The sequence below is a fragment of the Armatimonadota bacterium genome (assembly GCA_016125185.1).
GTDB lineage: Bacteria > Armatimonadota > Fimbriimonadia > Fimbriimonadales > Fimbriimonadaceae > Fimbriimonas.
Genome location: WGMG01000007.1, coordinates 189,829 through 215,630, shown reverse-complemented (window position 1 = coordinate 215,630; position 25,802 = coordinate 189,829). Strand labels below are relative to the sequence as shown.

The following is a 25,802-nucleotide window of genomic DNA, read 5'->3' as shown; positions in this document are numbered from 1 at the left end:
AGCTATGATCACGGTTCCGCTTAGCCTCTGTCTTTCATTCGCAACCGCCCTTTCAAACCCAAGGTCTGCCCCAACGATGACGTCAACCAAAGCCTCCTCGCCTATCGTCGCCGAGCCCTTTCCCCTCAGTAAAGTCCGACTTCTTTATGGTCCTTTCATGAAGGCGGAGGAAGTTTGCTCGGCCTATCTCCTGAAGGTCGACCCCGATCGCCTTCTGAGCAGTTTTCGTGAGCACAGCGGCCTCAAGCCAAAAGGCAAGATTTACGGCGGCTGGGAGAATTCGGGTCTGGCGGGTCACTCACTTGGGCACTATCTCACCGCTTGCGCCCAAGAGTATGCCTCGACCCGCGACAAGCGATTCAAGGAAAAGACCGACTACATCGTCTCGGAGCTGGTCGCATGCCAGAAAAGCCGTCCAGATGGGTACATCTCGGCTATCCCTGATGGCGATGCAAAATGGGCTGAAGTCCGCAAGGGCAACATTCGAAGCGGCGGATTCGATCTTAACGGCATGTGGTCGCCTTGGTATACGCACCACAAGGTGTTGGCCGGTCTTCTGGACGCCTACCATTTAACCGGCAATAAGGCCGCCCTCGGCGTCGCAGAGAAGTTTGCCGATTGGGCGATCTATGAAACCAAGGACCTAACGCCTGATCAATGGCAGAACATGCTCCGATGCGAATATGGAGGTATGAACGAGGTTCTGGCCGAGTTGTACACCCTCACCAAGCAGGAGAAGTATCTCGACCTTTCTCGTAAATTCTACGACCACGTCGTTCTCGATCCGCTGAAGGAAGGCAAAGACCCGCTTCCTGGTCGCCACTCGAATACTCAGATTCCCAAGCTGATCGGCCTTGCCCGGCTATACGAAATTACAGGCGACAAGTCGGACGAGAAAGCTAGCGAGAATTTTTGGAATGAGGTTGTCGATCACCATACTTATGCGATCGGCGGCAACAGCAACCACGAATACTTTGGCCCCGCCGACAAGCTGAACGACCAGCTTTCGTCCAACACGTGCGAGACCTGCAACACGTACAACATGCTGAAGCTGACGCGGCACTTGTTCTCGTGGGACCCGCAGGCGTCGTATTTCGATTTCTACGAGCGAGCCCATGTGAATCACATTCTGGCCTCCCAGGATCCAGAAGGAGCCGGCGTCACCTACTTCATGCCCCTCGGCACCGGCGATGAGCGGCACTATAGCTCCCCATGGGACGACTGGACCTGTTGCCACGGCACGGGAATGGAGAACCACACCAAACACGCCGACAGCATCTTCTTCCACGAAGGAGGGCATAAGCTCTTTGTGAATCTGTACGATCCGGCGGAACTAGACTGGGACGGCACCAAGGTGCGCCTGGATTCGAAGTTCCCCAACGATGGGGCGGTCAAGCTGACCATCGAAGGCAACAAGGAGTTCGAGCTGGCGATTCGTCACCCGGAATGGGTGCAAGGATCGGTCGACTTCAAAGTCAACGGCAAGGTCGCGGCCGTATCGGCCAAGCCTAGCAGTTATGTTTCGATCAAACGAGCCTGGAAGAAGGGCGACACGGTCGAGTTCAATCTGCCGATGACCCTCCATACCGAGGCCATGCCGGACAATCCAAAGCGTGTAGCCATTCTCTACGGTCCGCTTGTTTTGGCCGCCATCCTCGGCAACGAGAACGGTCCACGGCCAAGAACCCCCGTTCTCGTCACCGAAAATACGAACCCATCCGATTGGCTCAAAAAGACTTCCTCATCTGATCTCGAATTCGAAACCACCGGCGTCGGTCGCCCGGATCAACTCAAGTTCGTTCCGTTCTACAAGGTGGATCATCAGCGGTATGGAGTCTATTTCGACCTTTTCACCGATGCTCAATGGCAAGAATCTGAAGCCAAGTATCGCGCCGAAGAAGCGAGAATTCGCGATTTGGAATCGCGCACCATCGACTCGATGCGCGTGGGCGAGATGCAGCCGGAGCGAGACCACCACCTAACGTCCGAAAGAAACGACGTCCGTGAGGCAAACGGCCGCAGTTTCCGAACTCCCCTCAATGGCGGCTGGTTCGAAGTGACGATGAAGTGCGATCCGGCCCTGACACATCAAATCGTCGTCAGCTATTGGGGCAACGACCGCCTGCGGCCCGACTTCGATATCCTTGTGAACGGTGAGAAGATAGCCAGCGAAACGCTTCAGGGTAAGCCCGCCAACGAGTTTTACGACGTCACGTACGACATCCCTAAGTCATTGACCGAGTCGAAGTCTTCGATCGTAATCCGAGTTCAAGCGAAAGAAGGACATACCGCCGGCTCGTTCTGCGGAATCCGGGTGGTCCACACCAAATAGCTAGTCGGCTTTGACTTTCAGGGCGATGTCGCGATTGGAGTGCATGAACCGCTCGTAGTTGATCGTGAACTGCGGCCACGGGTCAAAGCCTTTGACCGTGTCCGCGATCACCCAGCCGTCGAGGACCATCGCCTCCAGAGCTTCCACCATGAGGCGAGGGAATGCGAGCATCTGCTCGCGGGTCATGCCCGACGACGCACGGAACTGGTTTGCCGCGTCGATGATGTCCTTCGCGCACTGTCGCTTAGATAGAAAGTGCGCGAGCCATCCGCACACGCCAAGCATGGGTAACGACTTGTTGCCACGCACATACGCCGGATGGCGATGGATGCGTCCATCGAAAAGGTTGGCTCCATAGGTCTCCTCTGCGCCCTCGAGGTTAACCTTGAAGTGGGTTTTGCCGAAGATTTCGTAGTCCACCGGCTCATCCAGGAAAGTGGCGGTAATCTTCTTGGCCGCGTAAAGGGCGTAACCGCCTACGTCGGCCCCGGCCGTGTCGTGGTCGATAAACCCACCGGTGCCAAACCATCGCCACGCTTCGTCGGACGACATCTCCAGCCCGGCTTCGCCCGCCAATTCCTTGGTGAAGTCCTTGAGGTCGCCGAAGAGGCCATTTTGCGTGTACCAAAAGTCAGCAAACCGAATGTGCTGGAGGATATGGCGACGATGGCTGTCATCGTATCGTTTCTTGAGCCAGTCGTCTTCATAGTCGCCGCGCTCAAGTTCGATGATGGTGTAGGCAACATCGCGCGCGCCCTTGTGCGCCAGGGTCATTCCCGCGGCCAGAATTGGGTCTGCAAAACCTGCACTCTCACCTGCGAGGAACCAGTTCTCCCCCACCAAACGAGAGGCGAGGAACGACCAGTCTTTCGTCGTCGAAAGTTTGTCCTCGCAAACTGCGTTCTTGGTCAGGACTTGGATGATCTCGTCGCTCTTCAGCGCCTCAGTGTAGAGCTCGGCTGGCTTCAAGCCCCGCTCCTTATAGTATTCGGCGGGAACGATGAGGCCGATGCTGGTTCGTGTCGGGCCAAGCGGGATGAACCAAATCCAGCCGTAACCCAGGCTGAGAACCTGAACTCGTGTGCCGCCGACGCCGATGCTGACGGCCCAATCAGCATTGGTCCAGTAATCCCAAATTGCGATATTTTGCAGGTTCGTTGGGCTTTCCACCTCGACGTCCATCGCGCGGCGGAGAATGCCGACGTGGCCTGAACAGTCCACATAGTGACGAGCTTTGACCTCATAGGTTTGCCCGCCGTGCTCGATCGAGAGCCCCGTCACGGCGTCGCCATTGCGATGCACCTGTCGGATCGCGGCTTCCTCAAAGACCTCGCAACCCAACTCTTGGGCATGGTCGAGCAGGATCTTATCGTAGATCGCCCGGTCAACCTGAAAAGCTGTCTGTGTGCGCTGACCAACATACTTGGCTGGCCGCGGCTCGTCCTGAAAGACGCCGTTGTTGAGAAACTCGAAGTCCCATAACTCGTCCGATTTGCCCCACCGGTACGTCGCACCGATCTTGACTGGAAAATTGGCCGCCTCAACCTTGTCCCAAACGCCCATTTCGTCCAGCACTCCCGAAATATGGGGCAACTGGCTCTCGCCTACATGGTCGCGCGGAAATGATTCCCGCTCATAGATCGCGACTTTGAGTCGCGGGCGATACTTGCGCAGGAAGGTCGCAACTGTCGATCCGGCCGGACCTCCGCCAATGATCGCAACGTCGGGAGCAGTTTGAAAGTCTTGGGGCATCGTAGATTACGCTTAATCTTAACTGGTTGATGAAAAGAGCTCAACTATTCGAGTACCGATAGTCGAGCTCTTTATTTTGGGTTATTGACGGTTCACTTACTGCGGGGCGTTGTTCGAGCCTCCAGCTTGCATGCCGGTTCCTCCCGGAGCGGCTCCGGGCTGTTTGTAGCGGTTCGCCTGCGACGGGTTCGGCTTCACGTAGCTTGAGCCTGAGTCATCCTTGCATCCTGCAAGGCAAACCGTCATGATCACGAACAACGAGGCCAAGGCCAGTGATTTCAAGTTAACCATCACGTGCTTAGTTGACCGGCTGATATCCTTGCAGGTACCAACCCCACAGGCGGTTGGGATAGTGCTGGTAGATGAAGCCGTTAGCCCCGTCGTAACCGGGAACCGAGCCTACATGGCAGTTCGAGTTTTGATAGAACGCATTGTTCTTGATCTTGCCCGCATGGCCGTCGGCAAATGCGACTGGTGACGAGTTGTTATGCGTCACGTGCGCAGCATAAACCGGCGGGTATCCGTCGTTCACACTCGGATCGGTATAACTGGGAACACAAGCGTTGTACCAAGGATCGATGTCGATTTGAACATCTGCATAGCTGCTCGACCATGTGGCGACGCCCTGGAGCGGACCAGCGACCGGGAAGAATACGCCGAGCGCGGCTGGCTCGTCGACCGAAGTCACGGAGCGCGGCTTGATGTTCTGTGCGGCGCCGTCCCAAACGTTCAACGCGATGTTGTTCGGGAGGATCGTTTGTTCCTTCGTCCAATCGCCCCAAGTTCCGCTCGGAGCAATCGGCGTCATTGGCGTAGCCAAGCTGCCCGGCTTCGGATTGAGGCCGTTCCACCAAATGTCGTTGTTCTTCACGTACGGGTACATCATCTGGAGAATGCCCACCATTTCATTGGGGGTCCACCAGGTTCCACCGGGCGTGTCGTCGATGTCCAGCGACTGGATCGTCATCGGCATGACGTCGTCCGTATCAGCCGAATAGAGGTTGATGCCGATGGCCAACTGCTTTGCGTTGGAGACCGTAACGGTGACCTTCGCAGCTTTCTTCGCCTGGGCAAAAACGGGGAAGAGGATAGCGGCCAAAATCGCGATGATTGCGATGACCACCAAGAGTTCGATAAGTGTAAATGCCTTCTTCTTTGAGAGCGCTTTACTCGATGTCGACCATCGTTGCTTCATTACATATTGCTCCTTGGGAATGGATATGCCTTCCATTCAATACTATATCATGCAATGTTAAATGATATAGGAACAATGTAAGAATTTTTTGAATATTTATGCTAAATCGAGAATTTAGTTCGAGCGAGCGAGCGAGGCTTCCTTGGCGTCGCCTTCCTCGGTTGGCGTGCAACAGACCGAGTCTGAAGCGCCCGCCGCTTCCAGCAGCGACAATAGTTCTTCGAGGCGCGTGACGTCCAGCGGCCCCATTGCTTCCCGGATGCGGTCGAGATGGCCCGGGTAAATCTTGTCGAACAGTTCTTCGCCCTTCTTGGTAAGCGTGACGAGGACGATGCGACGATCCTCCACGCTCCGCACTCGCTGGGCCAAACCGTCTCGTTCAAGGTTATCGACGACGAGCGTGATGTTGCCACCGGACTGCAGCAGATATTTGGCGATGTCGCGCTGGGGCAGAGCGCCGTGAAGGCGAAGAACCTTCATCGCGCTGAACTGGCTTGCCGTCAAACCTTCGGCAATGAGGCCACGGCTAACGCGGACATGAAGGGCTTCAGCGGTGCGGATTAGCTTCACGTAAGCTTGGATAGCTGCATCTTTACTTGCTTGAACCTTCATTTTCTTTTGAACCTATCTTGCCTTAAGGCTTATTCTAACTCCAATTAGGATTGTTGGGTTACTAGGTATCGCTTTATCCCTGCTAAGTACAGAGTCCGGCGGACCGCCACCTTGCAACCGAGGCCATTGTACCCCTATCGCTTCAATTCGTTTGTAATGGTTCCCGCGCGCGACCTTGAACGAAGCCTGTGATACAATTCAGCCGTGATTACACTGCTTGCCGCCACCGCTGTTCTGCAAGGAATGAATATGCTGACTCCCGCCGAAAAACGGAAAGGATGGGAGCTGCTTTTCGACGGCCAAACCACCAAAGGTTGGCACAATTTTAAGGCCGAAGGCGTCCGCCCGGGATGGACGGTGAGCGACGGAATCCTCAAGGTTGCCGATCCGGGGAATGCAGGCGATATCGTGACGGATAAGAAGTTCGAATGGTTCGAACTTGAGCTTGATTGGAATGTCTCGAAGGGCGGCAACAGCGGCATCATGTTTCACGTCGCCGACGACGGCGATGCCACCTGGCACAGCGGTCCCGAAATCCAAATCATGGACAAGGACGTCGATCCCCACGGACAACTGGCCGGCTACCTCTACGAGCTTTACTCATCTCCGGTCGATTCGACCAATCCTCCTGGACAGTGGAACCACTTCCGCATCGTCATCGCCCCGGACAAGTGCGCGACATACGTGAACGGCGTGAAGTACTACGAGTACGTGCTCAACAGCCCAGATTTCTGGGATCGAGTGAAGAAGAGTAAGTTCGCTTCTATGCCGAACTTTTCCAAGCTAGCGTCCGGCTCCATCGCAATTCAGGGTGACCACGGAGTCGTCTCTTTCCGCAACATCAAGATTCGCCCGATCAAGCCGAAAAAGTAACGGCAATTTCCTTCCGGTTTCTATCGCCTGGGCAATTTGCCCAGGGGTAAGATGGCGTGCGAAGGGGATCATGGCTAGTAATTATTCCAGACGTGAAGTACTAAGAGGCTCAGTGGCGACCGTCGCGGGCTTGGCGATCGCGAAGACCGGCTTGGCCGAAACCGGCGAGCCCGAACAGAAAGCGCCTAACGGACGCTTGCGCTTCGGCATCATCGGTTGCGGCGGCAAAGGCTGGAGCGGCATGCAACAGGCGGCCGAGCACGGCGACATCGTCGCATTGGCCGACATCGATGCGCAGAACCGCACAAAGGCGATGATGGAGCATCCGCGCGCAACCGCATTCGACGACTATCGGCAGATGCTCGATGCAATGCGCGGCAAGATCGACGCAGTCGTGATCAGCATTCCTGACCACCACCACGCTCCGGCATCGGCCCTGGCCATGCGAATGGGTCTGCATACGTACTGCGAAAAGCCGCTTTGCCGAACAATTTGGGAAGCGCGTCAGATCGCCAAGATCGCCCGCGATAAGCGGGTCGCAACCCAGATGGGCAATCAAAGCACGGCCAGCACGCCAATGCGCAAGATCGCCAAGCTGATCCAGGAAGGTCATTTTGGCCACGTAAAGGAAGTTCACCTTTGGACTGACCGGTCGAAAGGTTGGTGGAAGCAGGGCGTGCCGCGCCCCGAACCGTCCGAGCCGCCGAAGTACGTGGACTGGGATCTCTGGCTTGGGCCACGACCGGAGCGACCGTACGCCGAAGGGTATCACCCCTTCGCATGGCGCGGCTGGTGGGATTTCGGAACCGGCTCCCTTGGCGACATGGGCTGCCACATCTTCAACATGCAGCACATGGCGCTCGACCTCAGCCAACCGATCGCGGTTCAGGCCGAGACCAGCGGTCACAACAAGGACAGCTTCCCAGCTTGGTCGATCGTCCATTACGAATACGCGGAAAAGAAGGACCGCCCGGCATTCAAAGTTCACTGGTACGACGGTGGACGCAAGCCCGATCCAGATCTCGCTTCCGACTTCGATTACGGCGGAAACGGCACGATCACCGTCTGCGAGAAGGCGACGATCTACTGCTTCGACGAGTCGAACACCAAGTACGCCCTCCAGGGTGGCGCGGCCATCCCGGACATCGAGGTTGATGAGTCTCCCGGCCATATGGCCGAGTTCGCTCGGGCCGCTCTGGGCGGCAAGCCGGCTCGCTCCAACTTCCCGGACTATGCCGGCGGATTGGCTGAAGCCGTTCTGCTCGGCAACCTGGCGATCTGGGCTAACGGCCCTCGCCTGGAGTGGGACGCCAAGAAGATGCAGGTCAAGGGTACCAACGAGTACGACGACCTAATTCGTCCGAAGTACCGAAAAGGTTACGGAGTCTAAACTCCTTTTGACGAGGGCGGCAAGACAAATCTTGCCGCCCTCGTTGCTGCTCGAGCAGCGAGGTACAGTCGGTTCATGAGCCTTGGACTACCCCAGCATCGAGTCGAGGTTCACCCCTATGATCCCCTTTGGCCCGAACTTTACGAGCGCGAAGCCACCCGACTGAAGGAAGTTCTGGGCGATTGGATTCTTCAAATCGAGCACGTCGGGAGCACCGCGATTCCGGGAATGGACGCCAAGCCGATCATCGACATCGGTATCGCCATCGCCGACTTCGAAGCGGCGTTCGACACAGTTCATCTGATGGCCGAGCTAGACTACGTTTTTCGCGGCGAACAAGGCGTTCCGCGACGGCACTTCTTCATCCTCGGACGTCCGAGAACTCACCATGTCCACATGAGCGAGATCACCGGACCGGACTGGATTCATCGCCTCGCCTTTCGCGACTACTTACGCACTCATCTCGATATGGCCGAGGAGTATCGAGCCATCAAGGCTAGGTTGGCCGCCGAATTCCCACGCGATATTAGCGGATATTCGAGCGGGAAAGACGCCTTCGTTCAGAAGGTCCTCGACCTCGCCCTTCGAGCCTAGCTGGTCGCTTTGAGGATTGCGGTCTGCCAAGGGCCGAGCGTGAGCGGAGTTCGTGAAGTGAGCGGTTTTCCGGTTAGCAAATCTGTATGCGGAGTCGAGACCGGGGTCGAGATCGTAATCGGCGAACTCGAAAGATTGGCGAGGATTCGAACGCTTTCGCCGCCGCTGGTGCGCTCAAAGACCAAGAGGTTATCGTTCTCGCTGGCGACGACGGTTTGGTCGCCGACTGAGAGAGCCTTTGAGGCCCGCCTGATCGTAATCAACTTGCGGAACCAGTTGTAGACCGAATTCGGGTTCGATTCCTGCTCAGGCAGGCTGTTTCCGTCGTGATCGGCCGAGTAATCGTCGCTCCACCATGGGCCGGTGTTCTTGTACCAAGTCGGGGTGCGCGGGTCATCCAGCGTCGCGCCCCAACGGTAGCCGATGCGCATCGGAATGTCGTTGCCGTCCGAGTTCCAATTCCCTTTCTTGCCCCGCATCCCCAACTCTTCGCCATAGTAAATGGAGGGAATACCCTTGACCGTCATGAGCAGAGCGACGGCCAGCTTTTGCTTGACCAGGTCGGGGATCGTCGTCGCGAAGCGAGGAAGATCGTGATTCTCTAAGAAGTCGACGAGGTTGTGAGGATCGGGAGCGATCGTTCGGTAATTGGACAAGACGGGTTCGATCTTGGCCTTGTCGAAGGTCACAAGCGCGCCAAGAAGTTGGAAGTTGAAGGCCGCGTTGGTCGGCGTCTGCCGAAAGATGTCCTGGACTTGAGTGGTTGAACCCCAGTCGGACTGCTCAGCCAGAAAATAGGTGTTCGGAAACTTCTTGATGACATCGTCCTCGATGGGTCGCCAAAAGTGCTCGAAGAGTCCCTTGTTCTTACCTGCATTATCGAGGTTGTCCATCATATGATCGATCCGGTACCCATCGAGACCGGTTTGCGACCAAAAGAGGAAGACCTTTTGGATCGTGCTTCGCACTTCGAGGTTGTCAAGGTTCGCCTGCGTCAGCCTTACTCGCGCTTTGTCGTACCAGAGGGACGCTCGCTTGGGATCATCGGGCACCGCGCTCCAAACCAGATTGGTTTCGCCCTTCAGCGCTCGCTCATACCAAGGATGGCGGCTCGAAACGTACTGCGGCTCCATGTCCAGCAGAATCTTCAGTCCGGCTTTGTGAGCCGACTGGACCAAATGTTTGAACTGATCCAGAGTACCGAACTCAGGGTCAGGCGCAAAGAAATCGTCGGCGAAGTAGTTGTGATAGACGCTGGACTTTTGGATCGGACTCAGCAGGATCGCGGTCGCGCCGAGTTTCTTGATCGACGGGATGCCTTCCTCAATGCCTTTGAAGTCGCCGATACCGTCGTGATTGCTATCCCGGTACGACCGAACAAAGATGTGATAGAGAACCTCGCCCTCCCACGACTTCGTCGGGCTTTGAAAGAAGATGGGCAACAGCAATGGGGCAAGCATTCTCTACACGTTACACCTTCGCAACAAATTAGGAAATTCCTGGATGGGACCTTACGATCCTTTGGTGGGAACGAGAGAGCGGTCGAGCAACAGTATAATTTCCTTGCAGCAATCTCTGCGGCTTGGTCCGCGTAGTACGGAATGCGCACCTCGAATGATTAGACACACTTCGGACGAATATCGGTGGAAAGGCGTGGACCTTTTGCCTTACAAGGAAGATGGAGGGACTCATTTTAAGAGCATCACTCGGCAGACCCTCTTCAACGGTACCAACGATCTGCCCGTCGAATTTCGATACTTTGAGATCGGTTGCGGGGGGCACTCCACGTTGGAACGCCACCAGCACCAACACGCGGTCATGATCATCCGGGGTTCCGGTCAAGTTTTCGTCGGCGACGCGGTGACACCAATTAATACCCACGACGTCGTCCACATTCCTCCGTTCACGTGGCATCAATTCCGAGCCACAAATGGAGAAGAACTCGGCTTCCTTTGCATCGTCGCCAATGACCGTGACCGACCGCAGAGACCGACCCCCGAAAACCTCGACGAGCTTCGGCAGAACGAACAAGTGGCGGAGTTCATTCGAGTATGAACAAACGCCAATTCGGCTTTGATACCCGGATGCTTCATGCCGGGCAGATTCCCGATCCGTATGTCGGCGCGCGGGCGGTGCCGATCTATCAAACGACGTCGTACGTGTTCAGCGATGCCGACGAGGCCGCGCACCTGTTCGAACTGAAGCAGTACGGAAACATCTATTCCCGCATCAGCAACCCGACGACGGCGGTCTTCGAGGAGCGCATTGCTTCGCTGGAAGGAGCGACCGGTTCGGTGGCGGTTGCGAGCGGCATGGCGGCCGAATTCGGCACGTTCATGACCCTCTGCAGCCCAGGCGATGAGATCGTGGCCTCCACTCAGCTTTATGGTGGAAGCCTGACGCTTCTGGCGCACACGGCCAAGAAGCTCTCGATCACGGCACGATTCGTCGATCCCGATGACCTCAACGCTTGGGAAGCGGCCATCAACGAGAAGACGCGGGCTCTGTTTGTCGAGATCGTAGGCAACCCGAGCGGCGCAATTCCCGACTTAGAGGGTTTGGCGGCCCTCGCCAAGAGCAAAAATCTTCCGCTCATCGTGGACAGTACGTTCGCGACGCCCTATCTTTGTCGGCCCATCGAGTGGGGAGCGACGATCGTTATTCACTCGGCCACGAAGTTCATCGGCGGGCATGGAACCAGCATCGGCGGCGTGGTCGTCGACTCGGGCGACTTCGATTTCTCGCACTATCCCACTATCGCCGATCCGTCACCGTCCTATCACGGCCTCAAGTTTTACGACACCTTCGGTCATTACGGATTCCTGATGAAGCTCCGCACCGAAACGGTGCGCGACACCGGTGCGTGTATCTCGCCGACCAACGTTTTTCTGCTCCTGCAGGGGTTGGAAACGCTGTCCCTGCGTATGGAACGGCATGTACAGAATGCGCAAGCCGTCGCTGAATTCTTGGAAGCGCACCCCAAGGTCGCGAAGGTGAATTACGCCGGTTTGGCTAGCCACCCGCACCACGAGCGGGCGAAGAAGTACCTTCCGAAGGGCCCCGGCGCGGTATTGTCGTTCGACTTGAACGCAAAGGATGGCGACGAGCGAGCGGCGGGCAAGCGATTCATCGAGTCCCTGCAGCTCTTCTCCCACCTGGCAAACGTCGGCGACGCCAAGAGCTTGGTCATCCATCCCGCTTCGACGACGCACCAACAGCTTTCGGATGCCGAACTGAAGGCCTCTGGCATTTCATCGGCAATGATTCGCCTTTCGGTCGGTTTGGAGACGGCCGACGACCTGCTTTGGGACCTGGATCAGGCCCTAGCGAACGTATAGGAGCAACCATGTCAACTCTTTCCTGCGATATCACTCTCAACACCAAGCTGACTCCTGAACAGCGAGAGAAGTATCAGAACTCGAAGACGATCCAGGAGCTTCTCGGTGCCGCAAAGGTAATCGCGATCGTGGGTATGTCCACGGAACCGACGAAGGCCTCGAACATGGTCGGTTCGTATCTGATCGACGAAGGATTTACGGTGGTGCCGATCCACCCGAAGGCCGATGAGATTCTGGGGCAGAAAGTCTATCGGAGCCTGGAAGACGTTCCGTTTCCCATCGATATCGTCGATGTCTTTCGTCCGCCAAACGAGATTCCCGGAATCGTCGAGCAAGCGATCAAGATTGGTGCAAAAGCCGTCTGGACCCAGCTTCGCATTATCAACTTCGAGGCCGCCGAGCAGGCGAGGGCCGCGGGTCTGGAGGCGATCGTCGATAAGTGCGTGAAGATGGAGCACGGACGCTACGGTGGAATGCTCCATTGGGCGGGCATGAATACCGAGGTCATCTCGGCCCAGCGTCGAAAGTTTAAGCGGTAATTCCTGCCGCATTCTTATGGGGTGCGGGGCCGTCCAAACAAGCCCGTGACGGCAAGGGGCGTAAAATGTTGGGATGCCTCGTCCCCAGCCCAACCGAGTCGTCGCCAAACTTTCCGACACGATTCCGTTTGTGGCTCCCGAGGAGTTGGAGCGTCAAATGGGCAAGCCGTTTTTGGCTCGCCTCGGGGCGAACGAGGGCGTGTTTGGGGCCTCACCGAAAGCCATCGCGGCGATGGCCGAAGCCGCTCAGGAGGCCCAATGGTACGGCGATCCGATTTCGTTGGATCTGCGCACTGAGCTTGCAAAGCGATTTGGAACGAGCATCGATCATTTTGTGGTCGGGCCAGGCATCGACGGTCTGTTTGCTCACATCGCGTCGGCCTTTTGGGAGCCGAAGAAGAAGATCGTGACGACGCTAGGAAGCTATCCGACCTTCAACTACTTTGTCGAATCGGTCGGGGCGGAGTTGATTCAGGTTCCGTACTACGAGAATGCGGTTGACTTGGTTGGGCTCGCCAATGCCGCGCTAGAACACCGCGCCAACGCGGTCTACGTGGCGAATCCCGACAATCCTTCGGGTCACTTCCACGGCGTCGAAGAGATTCGCATGTTGCTGGAGATTGTTCCCGATTCGACGCTGGTCATCCTCGACGAGGCGTATATCGACTTCGTCGAGCCGTACGACATTTCGGACCCTCGTTTGATTCGGCTTCGGACGTTTTCGAAGGCGTACGGAATGGCGGGCGCAAGGGTCGCGTTTGCGTTCGGCGAACCAGAGACGGTGCGACCTTTGAACCGAATTCGAGCCCACTTCGAAGTCAATCGAATGGCTCAAGCGGGGGCAATGGCGTCCTTGGCCGACGACGAATTCTTAAACGAAGTGAAGCGAAAAACCAGCGAAGGACGAACGGCTCTACGGGGAATTCTGGAAGAGAACGGATTTGCCAGCCTGGATTCCTCCACAAACTTTGTACTCGGCGATGCCGGAAGCCGAGAGCGGGCCGAAGCGATCGTGGCAAAGCTCCGCGACCATCAGGTGTTTATTCGAAAGCCGGGCCAGCCACCGCTGGACGGGTTCATTCGCGTGACGGTCGGGACCGAGAAGGACCACGAAGTGTTCGCTGACGCCCTGCGTCAGTGTCGCTAGGCTGGTAACCTCGCGTTTGGTGTTCACATGCGGCTAACCGGCCTTCTTTTAACTTGTTCGACTGCGACTATTCTTGCCTCATCGGCGATGGCTCAGACTTCGCTCGATGCCGGATTCCTCAACCCTCCCAACTCGGCCAAACCTCATACCTGGTGGCACTGGATCAACGGGAATATCAGCAAAGAGGGGATCACCGCCGACCTGGAGGCGATGAAGAAGATCGGCCTCGGTGGCGCGCAAATCTTCAATGTCGATGTCGGCATCCCGGCGGGGAATACGCCGTTCATGTCCGGCAAGTGGCAAGAGGCGATCGCGTGGGCGTTCAGTGAAGCTAAACGCCTTGGACTGGAAATCTGCGTGCACAACTGCGCGGGCTGGTCCAGTAGCGGCGGACCCTGGGTAAAGCCAGAAGACGCGATGCAAGCGGTCACCTGGTCGGAGAAGGAGGTTTACGGTCCGGGCACGTTTGAGGGGAACCTGGACAAGCCGCCCACCAAGCTGGGCTTCTACCGAGATATCGCGGTTTTCGCGGTCCGCAAGCCGGGCGCGGGAAGCTATCGAGTGTCGAATATCCGGGCCAAAGCGGGCTTTGACCGAGGTGATCGCTTGGCACCCGATGCGTCGGGCATTCCCGCCGACTCGGCAACGCCGATGAGCGACATTATTCAGTTGAAAATGGATTCGAAGGGGCAGGTCCAATGGGATGTGCCGCCGGGAACATGGACGATCATGCGCATGGGCTACACCCCGACGGGTGCGGAGAACGAACCGTCGCCGAGAGTTGGATTGGGACCCGAGGTCGACAAGCTGAGTCGAACGGCGATGGACCACTTCTTCAGCGGCATGATGGCCTCGGTACTGAAGGACAACGGGCCGGTGGGCAAGTTCGGTCTCAACAATGCGCTTATCGACAGCTACGAAGTCGGAAGCCAAAACTGGACGCCGAAGTTCCGCGAGGAGTTTAAGAAGCGACGCGGCTACGACCCTTTGCCGTACTTGCCGGCAATGACTGGGCGAGTGGTGCAGAGCGGAGAGGTAACCGAGCGGTTCCTTTGGGATGTTCGACGAACCATCTGCGACCTTTTTGCCGACAACTACTACGGTTATTTCAAGGAGCTTTGCCACCAGAACGGGTTGAAGTTCTCGACGGAAGGATACGGGAACGGTTCGTTTGATAATCTCCAGGTAAGCGGGATCGCCGATATTCCAATGGGTGAGTTTTGGGTTGGCGGTGGCGCCGCCGAAACGACCAAGCTGGCTTCGTCGGCGGGACATACAAACGGTAAGCCGATCATCGGCGCGGAGTCATTCACGGCCGACCTGGGGAACAGCAAGTATCTGACCGATCCGTATGCGATCAAGGCGCTCGGCGACCGCATCTTTACGCTGGGTATCAACCGTTACATCTTCCACCGCTACGCCCACCAACCGTGGACGAACCTGGAGCCGGGGATGACGATGGGCCCCTGGGGCATGAACCTTGAGCGAACCATCACGTGGTGGGACCAAGGGCAGGCGTGGATGAAGTACATCGCGCGGTGCCAATACCTGTTGCAATCAGGCCGGTTTGTGGCCGATGTGGTTGCGTTTACGGGTGAAGAGGGTCCGAACGACCTTCCGCTCCTGAAGGGAAATGTGGTCCCGCTGGGCTACGACTACGACGGATGCGACGCGACGGTGCTGGAGTCGATGAAGGTCGAGAACGGCCAAATCGTGCTTCCCAGCGGCATGCGTTACCGAGTTCTGCTGTTGCCCGATTCCAAGTGGATGACGCCGAAGACGGCCCGTAAGGTGGCTGAACTATCGAGAGCAGGCGCGACGATCGTTGGTCCGAAGCCGACCAAGTCTCCGAGCCTGAGCGGGTATCCCGAATCGGATGCGGAGTTGGAACGCGTGGTCGACACTGGTTGGACGGGCGTCGCCACCGGCAAGTCACTGAAGGACGTTCTCGTCAGTAAGAAGGTGCTTCCCGACGTCGAATCGACCAAGCCGGTTAATTGGATTCATCGGTTTGACCAGGGCGCGGACATCTACTTTGTGGCGAACCCGGCCTATCGTCCGGTGGACGTGGATGTGACATTCCGAGCCGATGGGCGTCAACCTGAGCTTTGGAACCCCGAGTCGGGAGCGATGGAATCAGCCCCGATCTGGCAGTCGAGTGGAGGACGAACGAAGGTTTCCCTTCGACTGGAGTCGGCCGGTTCGACGTTTGTGGTCTTCCGGAAGCGGGCGAGCGGCGCGCACTTGCGATCCGTGACGTGGATGGGAGAATCGGAAGCGCCGCCAAAACCGCCGAAGGTCGAAGTTGTGTCGGCCCGTTATGAGGCGACCGACGGTGCCGGTGGAGTCGATGTGACGGCCAAGGTCAAGGAGATGATTGCGAGAGGCGAAAGCGAAATTCAGGCCACTAACGCGAACTTCGGTGACCCTGTTTATCTGCACGTCAAGCATCTGCACATCGTGTACACGATCGACGGGAAGCGGTACGAAAAGAACATCGACGAGAATGCGTCGCTGACCTTGTTCGGTGCCGGTCAGGATAACACACCGCCGGACTACCTGATCTCGGGTACGACGATCCAGGCCTGGAAGCCGGGGTCGTATCAGTACGTCGAGTCCAACGGTCACAAGGGGACGTTTAAGGCGAATCCCAAATCGATGCCGTTGGATGTGAAGTGGAAATTGGATGTTCCGGTTCGCGGTGGGGCTCCGGTTTCGACGACTCTGACGAAATTGGAATCCTGGTCGGATTCGGACAACGACGCGATCAAGTACTTCTCGGGTACGGCGACGTACTCGACATCGTTCGATCTGGCGAGTGTTTCGGCGGGGGCGCAGTGGCTGGACCTTGGCAAGGTGAAGAACTTTGCGGAGGTCGAACTGAACGGGCACAAGTTCGACACGCTTTGGAAAGCGCCGTTCCGGCTCGACGTCTCGAAGTACTTGAAGAAGGGATCAAATTCGCTTCGGATCAAGGTGACGAACCTTTGGCCGAATCGACTGATCGGCGACGAGCAATATCCGGACGATGCGAAGTTCAACAACGGACCGATCGCCGAGTGGCCGGAGTGGCTTCTGAAGGGCGAGCCGCGACCGGCAACGGGGCGCACAACCTTTGTGACTTGGAAGTTCTTCAATAAGGATTCGGAGCTTCTGGAGTCGGGAATGATCGGACCGGTGAGGCTGATCCAGCCTCAGATCGTGAAGATCGCGATCCGGTAGCGACGGCCAATCTGGTGCTCATGTGTGGTCTTCCCTGTTCGGGGGAGACCACACGGGCCAAGGATTTGGAAATTGAACTTTCGGCGATCGGCTTGGCACCGAAGCCCGAAAATGACTTTTTTGAAAATCGTTGGAACTGTTTCCAGAAGGTGCGTCTTCTGGAGTCATGCAAAAAACGAAGAAGATTGCCGCCATCGCCGCGATCCCGGTTCTCGTAGTCGGGTGGGCGTTGTTCCGGCCGGAATTGCTGTTCGTCAACAAGACCGTCAATGAAAAGCTCCCGGCCATGTCGGGCGAGATGGCCAAGACTCTTTCGAGCGGCATGTTTGCCTCTTATGCCCACGAGACGAAAGGCGAGGCTCGCATCGTTTCGGTCAGCGGCAAGCGCTTTGTCGAGCTTGCGAACTTCTCTGCCTCGAACGGTCCCGACGTCCATCTTTACCTCGTCAACGGAAGCGACTCCTCGCAGGATGCCGTGAAGAAGAACGGTTATGTTGACCTCGGCACATTGAAGGGCAACATTGGCGACCAGAACTACGAAATTCCGGCCAGCGTGGATTTGGCTAAGTACCAAGCCGTGTCGGTCTGGTGCGCTCGCTTCTCCGTCGCCTTCGGTGGAGCCACGCTCGCCGAGAAGCAAGCGGCCGCGACCGCCAGCTCCCGCTGGCTCGGAGATCGACCGATTGCCCAACTCGCTGCTTTTGGAAGCCCCATCGAAGTCACCTTTGGGAGCGTGATGGGCGACAAGCGGTTCAGTGGCCGCGCCGCCATCATCGAAGACGCGGGCAAGCGCTTCGTCGAACTCAATTTCAAGAAGGCTCAGTCGTTCGAGCTTCGGCTCGTGAAGAAGGAAACCCTCCAAGTCGGAGAGTTTCCGAAGGACGCCGCCTTCATCTCCCTAGGTAAAGCCGCCGCCGGCAAGAGCCGCGTCGCGATTTCGAAAGAGATCGACGCCTGGCTGTACCGATCCATCGCCGTCATCGATGCGAAGACGGGCAAGACGTCGGGCGTGATCCTGCTCCGCTCGGCTCAAGAAAAGAAGTCTGCCGCCGCCCTCGCCTAAACCCAACCAACCTAACAGAAAACACCATGAAAAACAAACTCAGTACCCTCGTCATTCTCGCCACCGCCGCTTCGTTCGCCTTCGCTGGTCCGACGCCGATGAATCCGACCCAACAGAAGTCGAAGGACGCCATGATGATGATGGACGTGGCCAAGACAGGCCAGTTCAAGGGCATCGAAGTCAATGGCGGCACGGCCAACCTGTACAAGAAGGATGGCAAGTTCCACCTGATGTTCAGCGACGACTTCAAGACTCCGGGCTCGCCGTCGCCGCACTGGCAGGTGGTCGATGCCGACGGTAACACCTTCCTGCTTCAGCGAATCACCATCGCTGGAGATAAGACGAACCGCGACATCACCCTGCCGAGCTATGTTCATTCGGTGAAGAAGGTTCAGGTCTGGTGCTCGTTCGCCGAGGTCGTGCTGGGCGAGGCTTCCTTTGACAAGACCGTGAGGTTAAAATAACCGGAATCGTGACTGGGCGTCCCTTGGTTGGGACGCCCCTGCCCACTAGAGACATGCTTCACTCGCCCGCAAAGAAAGAATCCGCCGCCGTAGTTCTCGAACGAGAACTCGAAGTGCTGTATCGGGTGGCGAGGCGAATGACCCTCAACGACGCAGACGCCGAAGACATCGTCAGCCAGACCCTTCTGAACGCCTTCAAGCACTGGGACGACTTCGACGGGAAGCACCCACGAAGCTGGCTGATCCGAATCCTGAACAACGAATGGCTATACCTGCTCCGAAAGCGCAAAGTGCGATCGGAAGTCGATATGGAAGCCACCACCGAGCCTGCCGACGAGAACTTTTGGAAAGTGATCGACGTGCAGATGGATGTAAAGGATGTGGTGAACGCGGTGGACGAACTGCCCGAAGAATATCGAGTAGCGGTGACGCTGTGCGATCTGGAAGAGATGACGTACGAGTCGGCAGCCGATGTTTTAGGTGTTCCGATTGGGACGATCCGATCGCGAGTTTTTCGGGGACGACGTATTTTGCGGCACAAGCTTGTGGGGATTTACCAGTCGTAAGTGGACAATGAAAGGATTATTGATATGAAGCAAGAGAAGAATTCCGAAGGACCTCCGTGCAAGCACATGGAGAATCTGCTTCAGGGCGTGGCGGACGGGTCGGTGCGCGGCATCCGCAAGGCGTTTGTTCTGTTTCATGTGACGCATTGCAGTCACTGCGGCAATTTTCTGAAGCGGCTGAAGACGATGCTTTCGGTGATGCATGACACGAAGCAGGATCTTCCGCCGACAGAGGCGATGGAGCGATTACGGGCGAAGATTCGAGAATTGGACAGCGAGACTCCGCAGAGTTAGCTTAGGTCACCAGGAAATCAGCCACCGGCAATGGCAGACTCTCGTCTTCTCGGAGGTGTTTGTATATCTCAGCGTGGTACGGAAAGATATGCGAGGCCAGAAACGCGATGTGCCCATCACGATCCTGGGCTTCGCCTCGCAAGGTGACGTACTTGTGACAAATCACGTTATGTCCGTAGCGCTGGTAGGTTTCGTCGAAGCAGGTGACGTTGAGGAGGCCGCTTTCGTCCTCCAGGTCAAAAAAGAGCACGCGCTTCCCGCTCTCGGTCGGCGGAAATCGAAGCCGGATCGGGTTGCCGACCACGATCGCCTTCTCTCCCGAGGGCAGTCGGCTAGCCTCGGCCGAGGTGATGCCGCCTTTTGACTTCACCTTTTCCCGTTCGAAGGCCATCAGGTGCGCCTTGACGTTGAGCCCCAACAGACGCCGTTCCTGAACCGCTTTTTCGTGAACATTGAAGTCCTGGATATCCGTCGGCATTTCGGGTTCGGGCAGAAAGATCGGTAGCGTATCGTTCATTTTTCGCACGCTGTTGGCATAGCGAAGGGCTTTGGGGATCGCCCATAACATTGCTCGGCGGTTGGAGTGCAGATCGTCCAGCGCGCCGGAGAGAATGAGCCATTCCAACTCGTCCCGGTTGGGGTGGACCCGCGAAACAAAGTTGTAAAACGAAGTATAGGGATAGCCTCGCCGATGCTCGACGATGCGTTCGAGAAGCTTTTTCGAGACGTTCATGATTTCCGACAGCGCAACCCGAATGCCTTTGTTTGGGAGGGCTAGTCTCGGCTTTCCGTCCACGATCACATCCTCCACTCGGTACTTGAGATTGCTGGCGTTGACGTCGGGAGGCAGGATGACGACGCCACGATTGCGAGCTTCATTGACCAAAGTGCAAGGGCCATAGTAGCCAGCAGGTTGAGCATCGAGGAGGGCGGCAAAGTACTCGGTGGGGTAGTTCTGCTGGCAATAGATCGAGCGAACAGATATCTCCGCAAAGGCAAGCGCGTGGCCCTCGGCAAAGCCGTACCCTTGGAACTGGGCGACGAGGCTGTAGACCTGCTCGGCAACCTCTGGCGAGTGGCCGCGTTCAAGGAATTGCCCAAGAACCTCGTCGTGAATGCGCTGGACATCCTTTTCGCGTCGCTTTTTGTAGATATCTTCGCGAATCTCCTCGGCTTGTCCTGCGGTGTAGCCTCCGAATTCCTGCAGGAGCATGTCAACCTGCTCCTGGAAGACGATGAGTCCGTATGTGTTGCCGAGGATTTTTTGCAGGAGAGGGTGCGTATCGGGGACCGGCTTCTTGCCATTTTTACGGAGGATAAGTTCATTCAGTTTGACGGCGCCACCAACACCGGGGCGAATCCCAGCCTGGACGAGGCTAGCCTCCTTGAGGTTCTTAGTTTTGATGCGGATATGAGCTTGGCGCATTGCTGGCGAGGCGGATTGGGGAACGCCGATGAGTTCTCCAGTACGCATCGTGCGATACACATTTTCGTCATCAAGGGGTAGGTTGAAGACAGAGAAATCCGGTGTATGGGCTTGAATCCGGTCCATCGCGTCCGACAGCACATCGTTACCGCGCAGGCACAGAATGTCGAATTTGTCGAAGTAATACTTAGCGCTTCGTTTGTCCCATTGAAGAATCTGTATACCGTCGACGGCAGACGGAACGACGGGCACAGTGTCGGCTATGGGATCGCGCGAGATGACGACACCGGAGGAGTGCGCCCGGAGGTTGCGCGGGATATCTTGGAGGACCTTGGCAAGGTCGAAAACAAGATGAAAGCGTTCGCGAGGAATGTTGCTGTTACGCAACTCCGGCTTGGCCTCAATGGCAGCTTCGATGCGGGCGGGGCTCACACTTCCGTGGATGCGCTTGGCGAGATAACTGAGGTCTTCAGGCGGGATGCCAAGAACTTTGCCAACCTCGCGAACGATGCCGCGCGTGTTGAAGGTGCCAATGGCCCCAACGGTCGCGACGTGCTCCGGTCCGTATTTTTGCACTAAGTAGTTCCTCACATCGTCCCGGCGACGGGCTTCGAAGTCAATATCGATATCTGGGCGCTTGCTATCGTCCTCGGGAGGCAGGAACCGATCAAAGTGGAGATCATGCTCGTAGGCATCGATGCGCGAAAGTCCGAGGCAGTAAGCGACTGCGGAATCCACCACCGACCCACGCCCGCTGAAGACGATGCCCTGGGATTTGGCCCACCGGCACATGTCCCATGCGACCAGAAAGTGTCCGGCGAAGCCGCGATCGATGATGCGTTTCAGTTCAAGTTCCAGTTGCCATTTTCTCGGGAGCGTAGACTTTGAGAGCCAGCGCGGGAGTCCACGGCTTTCCTCGCGGACGATTGAACGGAGCTTCTTGGCTTCGTTCTCATCGAATTGGGGCAATTGGGTACGAGTGGGCAAGACGTGACCATCACAGAGGTCGGAGAGTCTTTTGGTGTTATTTAGCAGGTCCGGTCGATCAGCAAAGAGCTCGCGCATCTGAGATGCGGAGCGGAGGTATCGCTCGGCGTTAAGCGCGCGTCTCGGCCGTTCGACGATGGGCGGTTGCCCAAGAGTGCGAAGAGGTTTTCGACCCACGATTTCCTCGATCCCGCAAAGGGTTTCGATGCAGACCAGCATGTCCTGGGCGGGAAAATCGGCCGGATTATGGTGGGTAACGCCATTGCCTGCAACGGCAGTGAGCTTTCGGCTTTCTGCGAGGTCGAGGAGGATCCGGTTGGTGCGAATCTCCCACGGAAGGTAGCAGCGTTCTATTTGAACGAAAACTTTGTGGGCTCCGTACAGCCCGATAAAACGATCAAGATAGGCTTCGGCATCGTCCACGCAGTCTTTGGTGATGAGGCGATTGATCGGCCCGTTGTCGCCTCCGGTCAGGCAGAGAAGGTCCTCACAATGGCGTTCCAACCGCTCCCAAGTGCAGAGCGGATACAGGCGAGGCTCGTCTTGGTGGCAGGCGGTAATGAGGCGCGAAAGGCTGCGATATCCGACTTTGGTTTGGGCGACAAGGACGATTTCGCCCCCTTCCTCCATTTCGAACGCGGCCCCGATCAGCGGTTTACGTTCAAGCTCGCGGGCAACTTTGGCGAACTCGACGGCACCTACTAGTGAGAACGGATCGGCAAGGAGGGTGGCTTCGTAGCTTTGAGTTTCGGCATAGGAAAAGATGTCCTGCACGGCCATGGTCGAACGCCCGAAAGCGCAGCCACTTTGGGCGAAGAGGAGTGCGTACGGTTCTGGGTCGACATCATCGTGTTTGAATGATTGATAGTTGGGCTCAGGGGCATAGCCCATTGCCTTCGCGACCTTCTCGTCGCGCACCCGCATCATTTGGCTCAGGCGCTCGAGGGTCCGGGCTTCTCGACGATATTGAAAGGCGTTATGCTCTTCCCGAATAGTCCCCATTGAGTCAACGAATCGACGATACTCAAGTGGGCTTTCACGCTCCCACCACTGTCCGATTTCTCGCCAATGCGCGAGGACCTCATCGCCATCCCGTCGCATGCTTCCATTCGCGCAAGACGCGGACGCGTCGCGGCAGTTGAATTTCTTGTCCTCTTTGCACCGACCGATCGCCAAAGACCGCTCGAATCCGTCGGAGGCTTGATTCGAACTTACGGGGTAGGCGAGAACTGGCGGCATCGAGGAACGACTCCTGGACGGCTCCTGTTTTGCAGAGTTCGGTCAGTGCGGCGTGAACGACGGTGATGGGGGTTTCGAGGGCATCACCCAGGAGAAGATTCAAGCATATGTAAACCGATCTGGCATCCTGGTACGGCTTAGAAAAGGTTCGCTGGAGTGTGAGGGGCGGTTTCTCCTCAAATTCAAGCGTGGCCGTCATCGCGTTCCCTTGCTGGCTTTGCCGATCAAGGCGATCACCTAGCTCCTGCGCGAGCTTTGCGAGACCGTTTTGCAGAACCTCTTCCGTATCGGCGACACCCTCAAATGTAAACTTCGCCAAACAAGACTTTGGAGGATAGCTAGCTTCGACCTCGTCACTTAACGTTCCTTCGGCGGCGCGGGCAATTTGGTATGCGTCCTCGCCAAATTGCTCCTGAAGTACATCGAATGGGATAGCGGCAACCCTCCCAATCTTCGCATAGCCAAGGAAATGCAGTCGCTGACGGTGTTCAAGCGCGGCAGGGACGAGATGATGCACGGAAAGCTCAGAGAGGAAGCCTTTCGGGTCAGTGAGGGGTGAGGGGCCAGTCCCACAACGAGCGGCAAGACGAGCAATCCATTTTGCCTGGGCAATACCCGATAAGACCACATGGTCGGTTTGATGGCTCAGGTGCCGGATCAGCGTTTCTGCAACTTCGAATGGCTCGGGGTGTTGCGAGAGGTCGATCCATAGCGCATGCTGGTCGGCAGGTTCAATCACGTCGGAAAAGGCAATACATTCATCCATCCAGGCGGACTGCTTGGAGGCATAGCGCTCACTCTCCCACGGCAGAAAGACGCCTTCTTTTAGAATCGCTTTAGCCTGCTTGACGGGCATGCCGATGGTGACACCTCGGTCTTTGGCTAGATCGTTGGTATCCAGAACAACGTCATCGCGAACGATGACCTCGGGCAGATTCGGGTTTTCATTTCGAACATAGAAGTGCGCCAGCTCGATCCAAAGAATGAATTTCGACTTGGACATCAGGGCACGTAGCCCTGACGGCTGGTTTCAGTAAGGTCGCTGATCGTTTGCTTTGTCCATTCTCGGGCGCACGTGAGAATTTTCATGAAAATAGTATATATAAGTCTACTAATAATGTTTAGAGGCTTTGAGCTTATCGCCGAAAATAGGGACGTCGGTTTGTACCCGTGACGCGCCTAGATTGCGAATCAGCGCCCTTGTCATTAATAGTAGAATTTTGTACACTATATAAATGAACGAGACTCTCACTCAGCGCCCGAGAGGTTGTCGGCCAAAGCATCCATTCACTTCGTCTTCCCGGTTAGAGCCGCCCCGGCGGTTCGTGGTCCATCTGCATCAGGCGACGACTCTGCACTACGACTTTCGTTTTGAGCTTGGTAACGCTTTGCGGGACTTTGTGATTCCCAAGGGGCCGAGCACCAACCCTTTGATTCGGCGGCTGGCCCTTCCGATGCGCGACCACGCAAAGTCGCTACTGGATTTCGAAGGTCGGATTCAGCCGCAACGATATGGAGCGGGGCCACTGCTGATGTGGGATGCCGGTTTGATTGCTCCTTTGGGTTCCCCGTCGATTTCACCCGACGAGGCTTTGTGGACCGGGCTCGAGAGTGGGTACTTAGAGTTCGAGTTGATTGGGAGGAAGCTCCGTGGAGCTTGGCGACTGTACCGCGAGTGCGAGCGGTGGTTTCTGCAAAAGCTTCAGGACGAATACGCATCGGCTCATGACGTTCGCCTAGATGGCTATTCGATTGCGACGGGAAGGACCATCGATCAGTTGTGAACAGGTTCGCTATTCACAAGCCCACAGCTCTCTCGGCCAGCGAGGAGACATTAATAGACTTTTTTCGGAGCGGACGATTTTCAAGGGTTTTGAACCTAAAATGACGGTTCCTGTACACCTTTTGAGCCTGAGAATTAGGATCAAGGCAAAATTGGGCCTGTAAGATAGGGGAATGCTATTGACTCGGCATGCCTCTCGAGAAGGCATTGTTTGGTGTGTCGATGGCCACGCGCTACCGACCGAAACCACCCTCATCGACCTCCTCCAGATGGATGCTAAGGAGATGAACAGCCTACTTCTGGAGAGCCCTCACGAGCGAACCCAGGACCGCGTTGCGCCCATCGAGCCGCATCAGGAAGTGTGGGCGAGCGGAGTTACCTACCTCCGAAGCCGGGTTGAGCGAGAGGCGGAATCTTCTAGTTCCGACGTCTACTCCACGGTCTATACGGCCGAAAGGCCAGAGCTTTTCTTCAAGTCCGTCGGTTGGCGCGTGGTTGGTGACGGAGACCCGATCCGCATTCGAAAAGACAGCGAGTGGAACGTGCCGGAGCCGGAACTGACTTTGGTGATCAACGCCAAAGGCCAGATCATTGGCTACACCATCGGCAACGACGTCTCGTCGCGATCGATCGAGGGCGAGAATCCGCTCTACCTTCCCCAAGCGAAGATGTACGACGGATCGTGCGCACTCGGACCGGGGATCGTGGTCGCAAGCGCAAAAGACATCGAATTCCTTCCAATCGAGATGGAGATTTGGCGAGGGGACGAGTGCATTTTCGAGGATCGAACCGACCTTTCGCAGATGAAGCGGGAACTGAATGAGTTGGTGAGCTTCCTTTTTCGCGAAATGTCGTTCCCGGATGGCGTTTTTCTGATGACGGGCACGGGGATCGTTCCCGCCGCACCTTTCACACTCGAAGTCGGCGACCACGTCATCATTCGCATCGGCGAGCTTACGCTTGCGAACAAGGTTGGCTAAACTGCG

23 protein-coding genes are annotated in these 25,802 nt (G+C 56.7%); 16 read left to right on the top strand and 7 right to left on the bottom strand.

Features of this window, described 5'->3' with window-relative positions; genetic code table 11:
* The first annotated feature begins 4 nt into the window (after positions 1-4).
* Positions 5-2,332: a glycoside hydrolase family 127 protein gene (locus tag GC165_18560; protein MBI1334873.1), complete on the top strand. Its 2,328-nt coding sequence runs from the start codon at positions 5-7 to the stop codon at positions 2,330-2,332.
* On the opposite strand, the gene GC165_18555 is transcribed toward GC165_18560, so the two are convergent.
* The 4 genes from GC165_18555 to GC165_18540 all read right to left on the bottom strand — a co-directional run bounded on the left by GC165_18555 (position 2,333) and on the right by GC165_18540 (position 5,891).
* Positions 2,333-4,084: a hypothetical protein gene (locus GC165_18555; protein ID MBI1334872.1), complete on the bottom strand. Its 1,752-nt coding sequence runs from the start codon at positions 4,082-4,084 to the stop codon at positions 2,333-2,335.
* Positions 4,085-4,180: 96 nt separating this feature from the next.
* Positions 4,181-4,375, bottom strand: a complete 195-nt coding sequence (locus tag GC165_18550) for a hypothetical protein (GenBank protein MBI1334871.1) — start codon at positions 4,373-4,375, stop codon at positions 4,181-4,183.
* Positions 4,376-4,382: 7 nt separating this feature from the next.
* Positions 4,383-5,279, bottom strand: a complete 897-nt coding sequence (locus GC165_18545; protein MBI1334870.1) for a prepilin-type N-terminal cleavage/methylation domain-containing protein — start codon at positions 5,277-5,279, stop codon at positions 4,383-4,385.
* Between the two features lie 114 nt (positions 5,280-5,393).
* Positions 5,394-5,891, bottom strand: coding sequence for a MarR family transcriptional regulator (locus GC165_18540; GenBank protein ID MBI1334869.1), 498 nt, complete (start codon positions 5,889-5,891; stop codon positions 5,394-5,396).
* 204 nt (positions 5,892-6,095) lie between these two features.
* Here GC165_18540 and GC165_18535 point away from each other — a divergent pair, with 204 nt between their 5' ends.
* From GC165_18535 to GC165_18525, 3 genes are all read left to right on the top strand, one after another.
* Positions 6,096-6,764 carry a DUF1080 domain-containing protein gene (locus GC165_18535; GenBank protein MBI1334868.1) on the top strand — a complete coding sequence of 223 codons (669 nt, stop codon included), beginning with the start codon at positions 6,096-6,098 and terminating at the stop codon, positions 6,762-6,764.
* A gap of 70 nt (positions 6,765-6,834) precedes the next feature.
* Entirely contained in the window at positions 6,835-8,154 is a 1,320-nt protein-coding gene (locus tag GC165_18530; protein MBI1334867.1) for a gfo/Idh/MocA family oxidoreductase, read from the top strand.
* A gap of 75 nt (positions 8,155-8,229) precedes the next feature.
* Positions 8,230-8,748, top strand: a complete 519-nt coding sequence (locus tag GC165_18525) for a GrpB family protein (protein MBI1334866.1) — start codon at positions 8,230-8,232, stop codon at positions 8,746-8,748.
* Here GC165_18525 and GC165_18520 read toward each other — a convergent pair.
* Positions 8,745-10,208 carry a DUF3459 domain-containing protein gene (locus tag GC165_18520; protein ID MBI1334865.1) on the bottom strand — a complete coding sequence of 488 codons (1,464 nt, stop codon included), beginning with the start codon at positions 10,206-10,208 and terminating at the stop codon, positions 8,745-8,747. The genes GC165_18525 and GC165_18520 overlap by 4 nt on opposite strands.
* A 154-nt stretch (positions 10,209-10,362) precedes the next feature.
* On the opposite strand from GC165_18520, the gene GC165_18515 reads away from it, so the two are divergent.
* The 10 genes from GC165_18515 (at position 10,363) to GC165_18470 (ending at position 19,381) form a co-directional block, all read left to right on the top strand.
* Positions 10,363-10,803 carry a cupin domain-containing protein gene (locus GC165_18515; GenBank protein ID MBI1334864.1) on the top strand — a complete coding sequence of 147 codons (441 nt, stop codon included), beginning with the start codon at positions 10,363-10,365 and terminating at the stop codon, positions 10,801-10,803.
* Positions 10,800-12,086 (top strand): aminotransferase class I/II-fold pyridoxal phosphate-dependent enzyme, encoded by a 1,287-nt coding sequence (locus GC165_18510; GenBank protein ID MBI1334863.1) that lies wholly within the window; start codon positions 10,800-10,802, stop codon positions 12,084-12,086. Before GC165_18515 ends, GC165_18510 begins: the two co-directional genes overlap by 4 nt.
* A gap of 8 nt (positions 12,087-12,094) precedes the next feature.
* Complete coding sequence (locus GC165_18505; GenBank protein MBI1334862.1) at positions 12,095-12,625, top strand: CoA-binding protein; 531 nt, start codon at positions 12,095-12,097, stop codon at positions 12,623-12,625.
* 73 nt (positions 12,626-12,698) lie between these two features.
* On the top strand, positions 12,699-13,772 hold the full coding sequence (locus GC165_18500; GenBank protein MBI1334861.1) for an aminotransferase class I/II-fold pyridoxal phosphate-dependent enzyme: 1,074 nt from the start codon (positions 12,699-12,701) through the stop codon (positions 13,770-13,772).
* 27 nt (positions 13,773-13,799) lie between these two features.
* Entirely contained in the window at positions 13,800-16,994 is a 3,195-nt protein-coding gene (locus GC165_18495; protein ID MBI1334860.1) for a hypothetical protein, read from the top strand.
* Positions 16,995-17,014: 20 nt separating this feature from the next.
* Positions 17,015-17,212: a hypothetical protein gene (locus tag GC165_18490; GenBank protein MBI1334859.1), complete on the top strand. Its 198-nt coding sequence runs from the start codon at positions 17,015-17,017 to the stop codon at positions 17,210-17,212.
* Positions 17,161-18,057 carry a hypothetical protein gene (locus GC165_18485; protein MBI1334858.1) on the top strand — a complete coding sequence of 299 codons (897 nt, stop codon included), beginning with the start codon at positions 17,161-17,163 and terminating at the stop codon, positions 18,055-18,057. The genes GC165_18490 and GC165_18485 overlap by 52 nt, the downstream gene beginning before the upstream one ends.
* A 26-nt stretch (positions 18,058-18,083) precedes the next feature.
* Positions 18,084-18,521, top strand: coding sequence for a hypothetical protein (locus GC165_18480; protein ID MBI1334857.1), 438 nt, complete (start codon positions 18,084-18,086; stop codon positions 18,519-18,521).
* Positions 18,522-18,529: 8 nt separating this feature from the next.
* Positions 18,530-19,087 carry a sigma-70 family RNA polymerase sigma factor gene (locus GC165_18475; protein MBI1334856.1) on the top strand — a complete coding sequence of 186 codons (558 nt, stop codon included), beginning with the start codon at positions 18,530-18,532 and terminating at the stop codon, positions 19,085-19,087.
* Between the two features lie 24 nt (positions 19,088-19,111).
* Positions 19,112-19,381 (top strand): hypothetical protein, encoded by a 270-nt coding sequence (locus GC165_18470; protein ID MBI1334855.1) that lies wholly within the window; start codon positions 19,112-19,114, stop codon positions 19,379-19,381.
* A gap of 1 nt (position 19,382) precedes the next feature.
* On the opposite strand, the gene dnaE is transcribed toward GC165_18470, so the two are convergent.
* Positions 19,383-23,033: a DNA polymerase III subunit alpha gene (dnaE, locus tag GC165_18465; protein ID MBI1334854.1), complete on the bottom strand. Its 3,651-nt coding sequence runs from the start codon at positions 23,031-23,033 to the stop codon at positions 19,383-19,385.
* On the bottom strand, positions 22,876-24,036 hold the full coding sequence (locus GC165_18460) for a hypothetical protein (GenBank protein MBI1334853.1): 1,161 nt from the start codon (positions 24,034-24,036) through the stop codon (positions 22,876-22,878). Before GC165_18460 ends, dnaE begins: the two co-directional genes overlap by 158 nt.
* A gap of 232 nt (positions 24,037-24,268) precedes the next feature.
* Between GC165_18460 and GC165_18455 the strand changes: the two genes are divergently transcribed.
* Positions 24,269-24,817 carry a hypothetical protein gene (locus GC165_18455; GenBank protein MBI1334852.1) on the top strand — a complete coding sequence of 183 codons (549 nt, stop codon included), beginning with the start codon at positions 24,269-24,271 and terminating at the stop codon, positions 24,815-24,817.
* Between the two features lie 172 nt (positions 24,818-24,989).
* The gene (locus tag GC165_18450; protein ID MBI1334851.1) at positions 24,990-25,796 is read left to right on the top strand and encodes a fumarylacetoacetate hydrolase; all 807 of its coding nucleotides are present in this window, start codon (positions 24,990-24,992) and stop codon (positions 25,794-25,796) included.
* The last annotated feature ends 6 nt before the right edge of the window (positions 25,797-25,802 follow it).

Excerpts from the sequence above, each read along its gene's own strand:
- GC165_18560 (MBI1334873.1), top strand. The coding sequence starts at position 5 with ATGATCACGGTTCCGCTTAGCCTCTGTCTTTCATTCGCAACCGCCCTT.
- GC165_18555 (MBI1334872.1), bottom strand. The coding sequence starts at position 4,084 with ATGCCCCAAGACTTTCAAACTGCTCCCGACGTTGCGATCATTGGCGGA.
- GC165_18550 (MBI1334871.1), bottom strand. The coding sequence starts at position 4,375 with ATGGTTAACTTGAAATCACTGGCCTTGGCCTCGTTGTTCGTGATCATG.
- GC165_18545 (MBI1334870.1), bottom strand. The coding sequence starts at position 5,279 with ATGAAGCAACGATGGTCGACATCGAGTAAAGCGCTCTCAAAGAAGAAG.
- GC165_18540 (MBI1334869.1), bottom strand. The coding sequence starts at position 5,891 with ATGAAGGTTCAAGCAAGTAAAGATGCAGCTATCCAAGCTTACGTGAAG.
- GC165_18530 (MBI1334867.1), top strand. The coding sequence starts at position 6,835 with ATGGCTAGTAATTATTCCAGACGTGAAGTACTAAGAGGCTCAGTGGCG.
- GC165_18525 (MBI1334866.1), top strand. The coding sequence starts at position 8,230 with ATGAGCCTTGGACTACCCCAGCATCGAGTCGAGGTTCACCCCTATGAT.
- GC165_18520 (MBI1334865.1), bottom strand. The coding sequence starts at position 10,208 with ATGCTTGCCCCATTGCTGTTGCCCATCTTCTTTCAAAGCCCGACGAAG.
- GC165_18515 (MBI1334864.1), top strand. The coding sequence starts at position 10,363 with ATGATTAGACACACTTCGGACGAATATCGGTGGAAAGGCGTGGACCTT.
- GC165_18510 (MBI1334863.1), top strand. The coding sequence starts at position 10,800 with ATGAACAAACGCCAATTCGGCTTTGATACCCGGATGCTTCATGCCGGG.
- GC165_18505 (MBI1334862.1), top strand. The coding sequence starts at position 12,095 with ATGTCAACTCTTTCCTGCGATATCACTCTCAACACCAAGCTGACTCCT.
- GC165_18500 (MBI1334861.1), top strand. The coding sequence starts at position 12,699 with ATGCCTCGTCCCCAGCCCAACCGAGTCGTCGCCAAACTTTCCGACACG.
- GC165_18495 (MBI1334860.1), top strand. The coding sequence starts at position 13,800 with ATGCGGCTAACCGGCCTTCTTTTAACTTGTTCGACTGCGACTATTCTT.
- GC165_18490 (MBI1334859.1), top strand. The coding sequence starts at position 17,015 with ATGTGTGGTCTTCCCTGTTCGGGGGAGACCACACGGGCCAAGGATTTG.
- GC165_18485 (MBI1334858.1), top strand. The coding sequence starts at position 17,161 with ATGCAAAAAACGAAGAAGATTGCCGCCATCGCCGCGATCCCGGTTCTC.
- GC165_18480 (MBI1334857.1), top strand. The coding sequence starts at position 18,084 with ATGAAAAACAAACTCAGTACCCTCGTCATTCTCGCCACCGCCGCTTCG.
- GC165_18470 (MBI1334855.1), top strand. The coding sequence starts at position 19,112 with ATGAAGCAAGAGAAGAATTCCGAAGGACCTCCGTGCAAGCACATGGAG.
- dnaE (MBI1334854.1), bottom strand. The coding sequence starts at position 23,033 with ATGCCGCCAGTTCTCGCCTACCCCGTAAGTTCGAATCAAGCCTCCGAC.
- GC165_18460 (MBI1334853.1), bottom strand. The coding sequence starts at position 24,036 with ATGTCCAAGTCGAAATTCATTCTTTGGATCGAGCTGGCGCACTTCTAT.
- GC165_18455 (MBI1334852.1), top strand. The coding sequence starts at position 24,269 with ATGAACGAGACTCTCACTCAGCGCCCGAGAGGTTGTCGGCCAAAGCAT.
- GC165_18450 (MBI1334851.1), top strand. The coding sequence starts at position 24,990 with ATGCTATTGACTCGGCATGCCTCTCGAGAAGGCATTGTTTGGTGTGTC.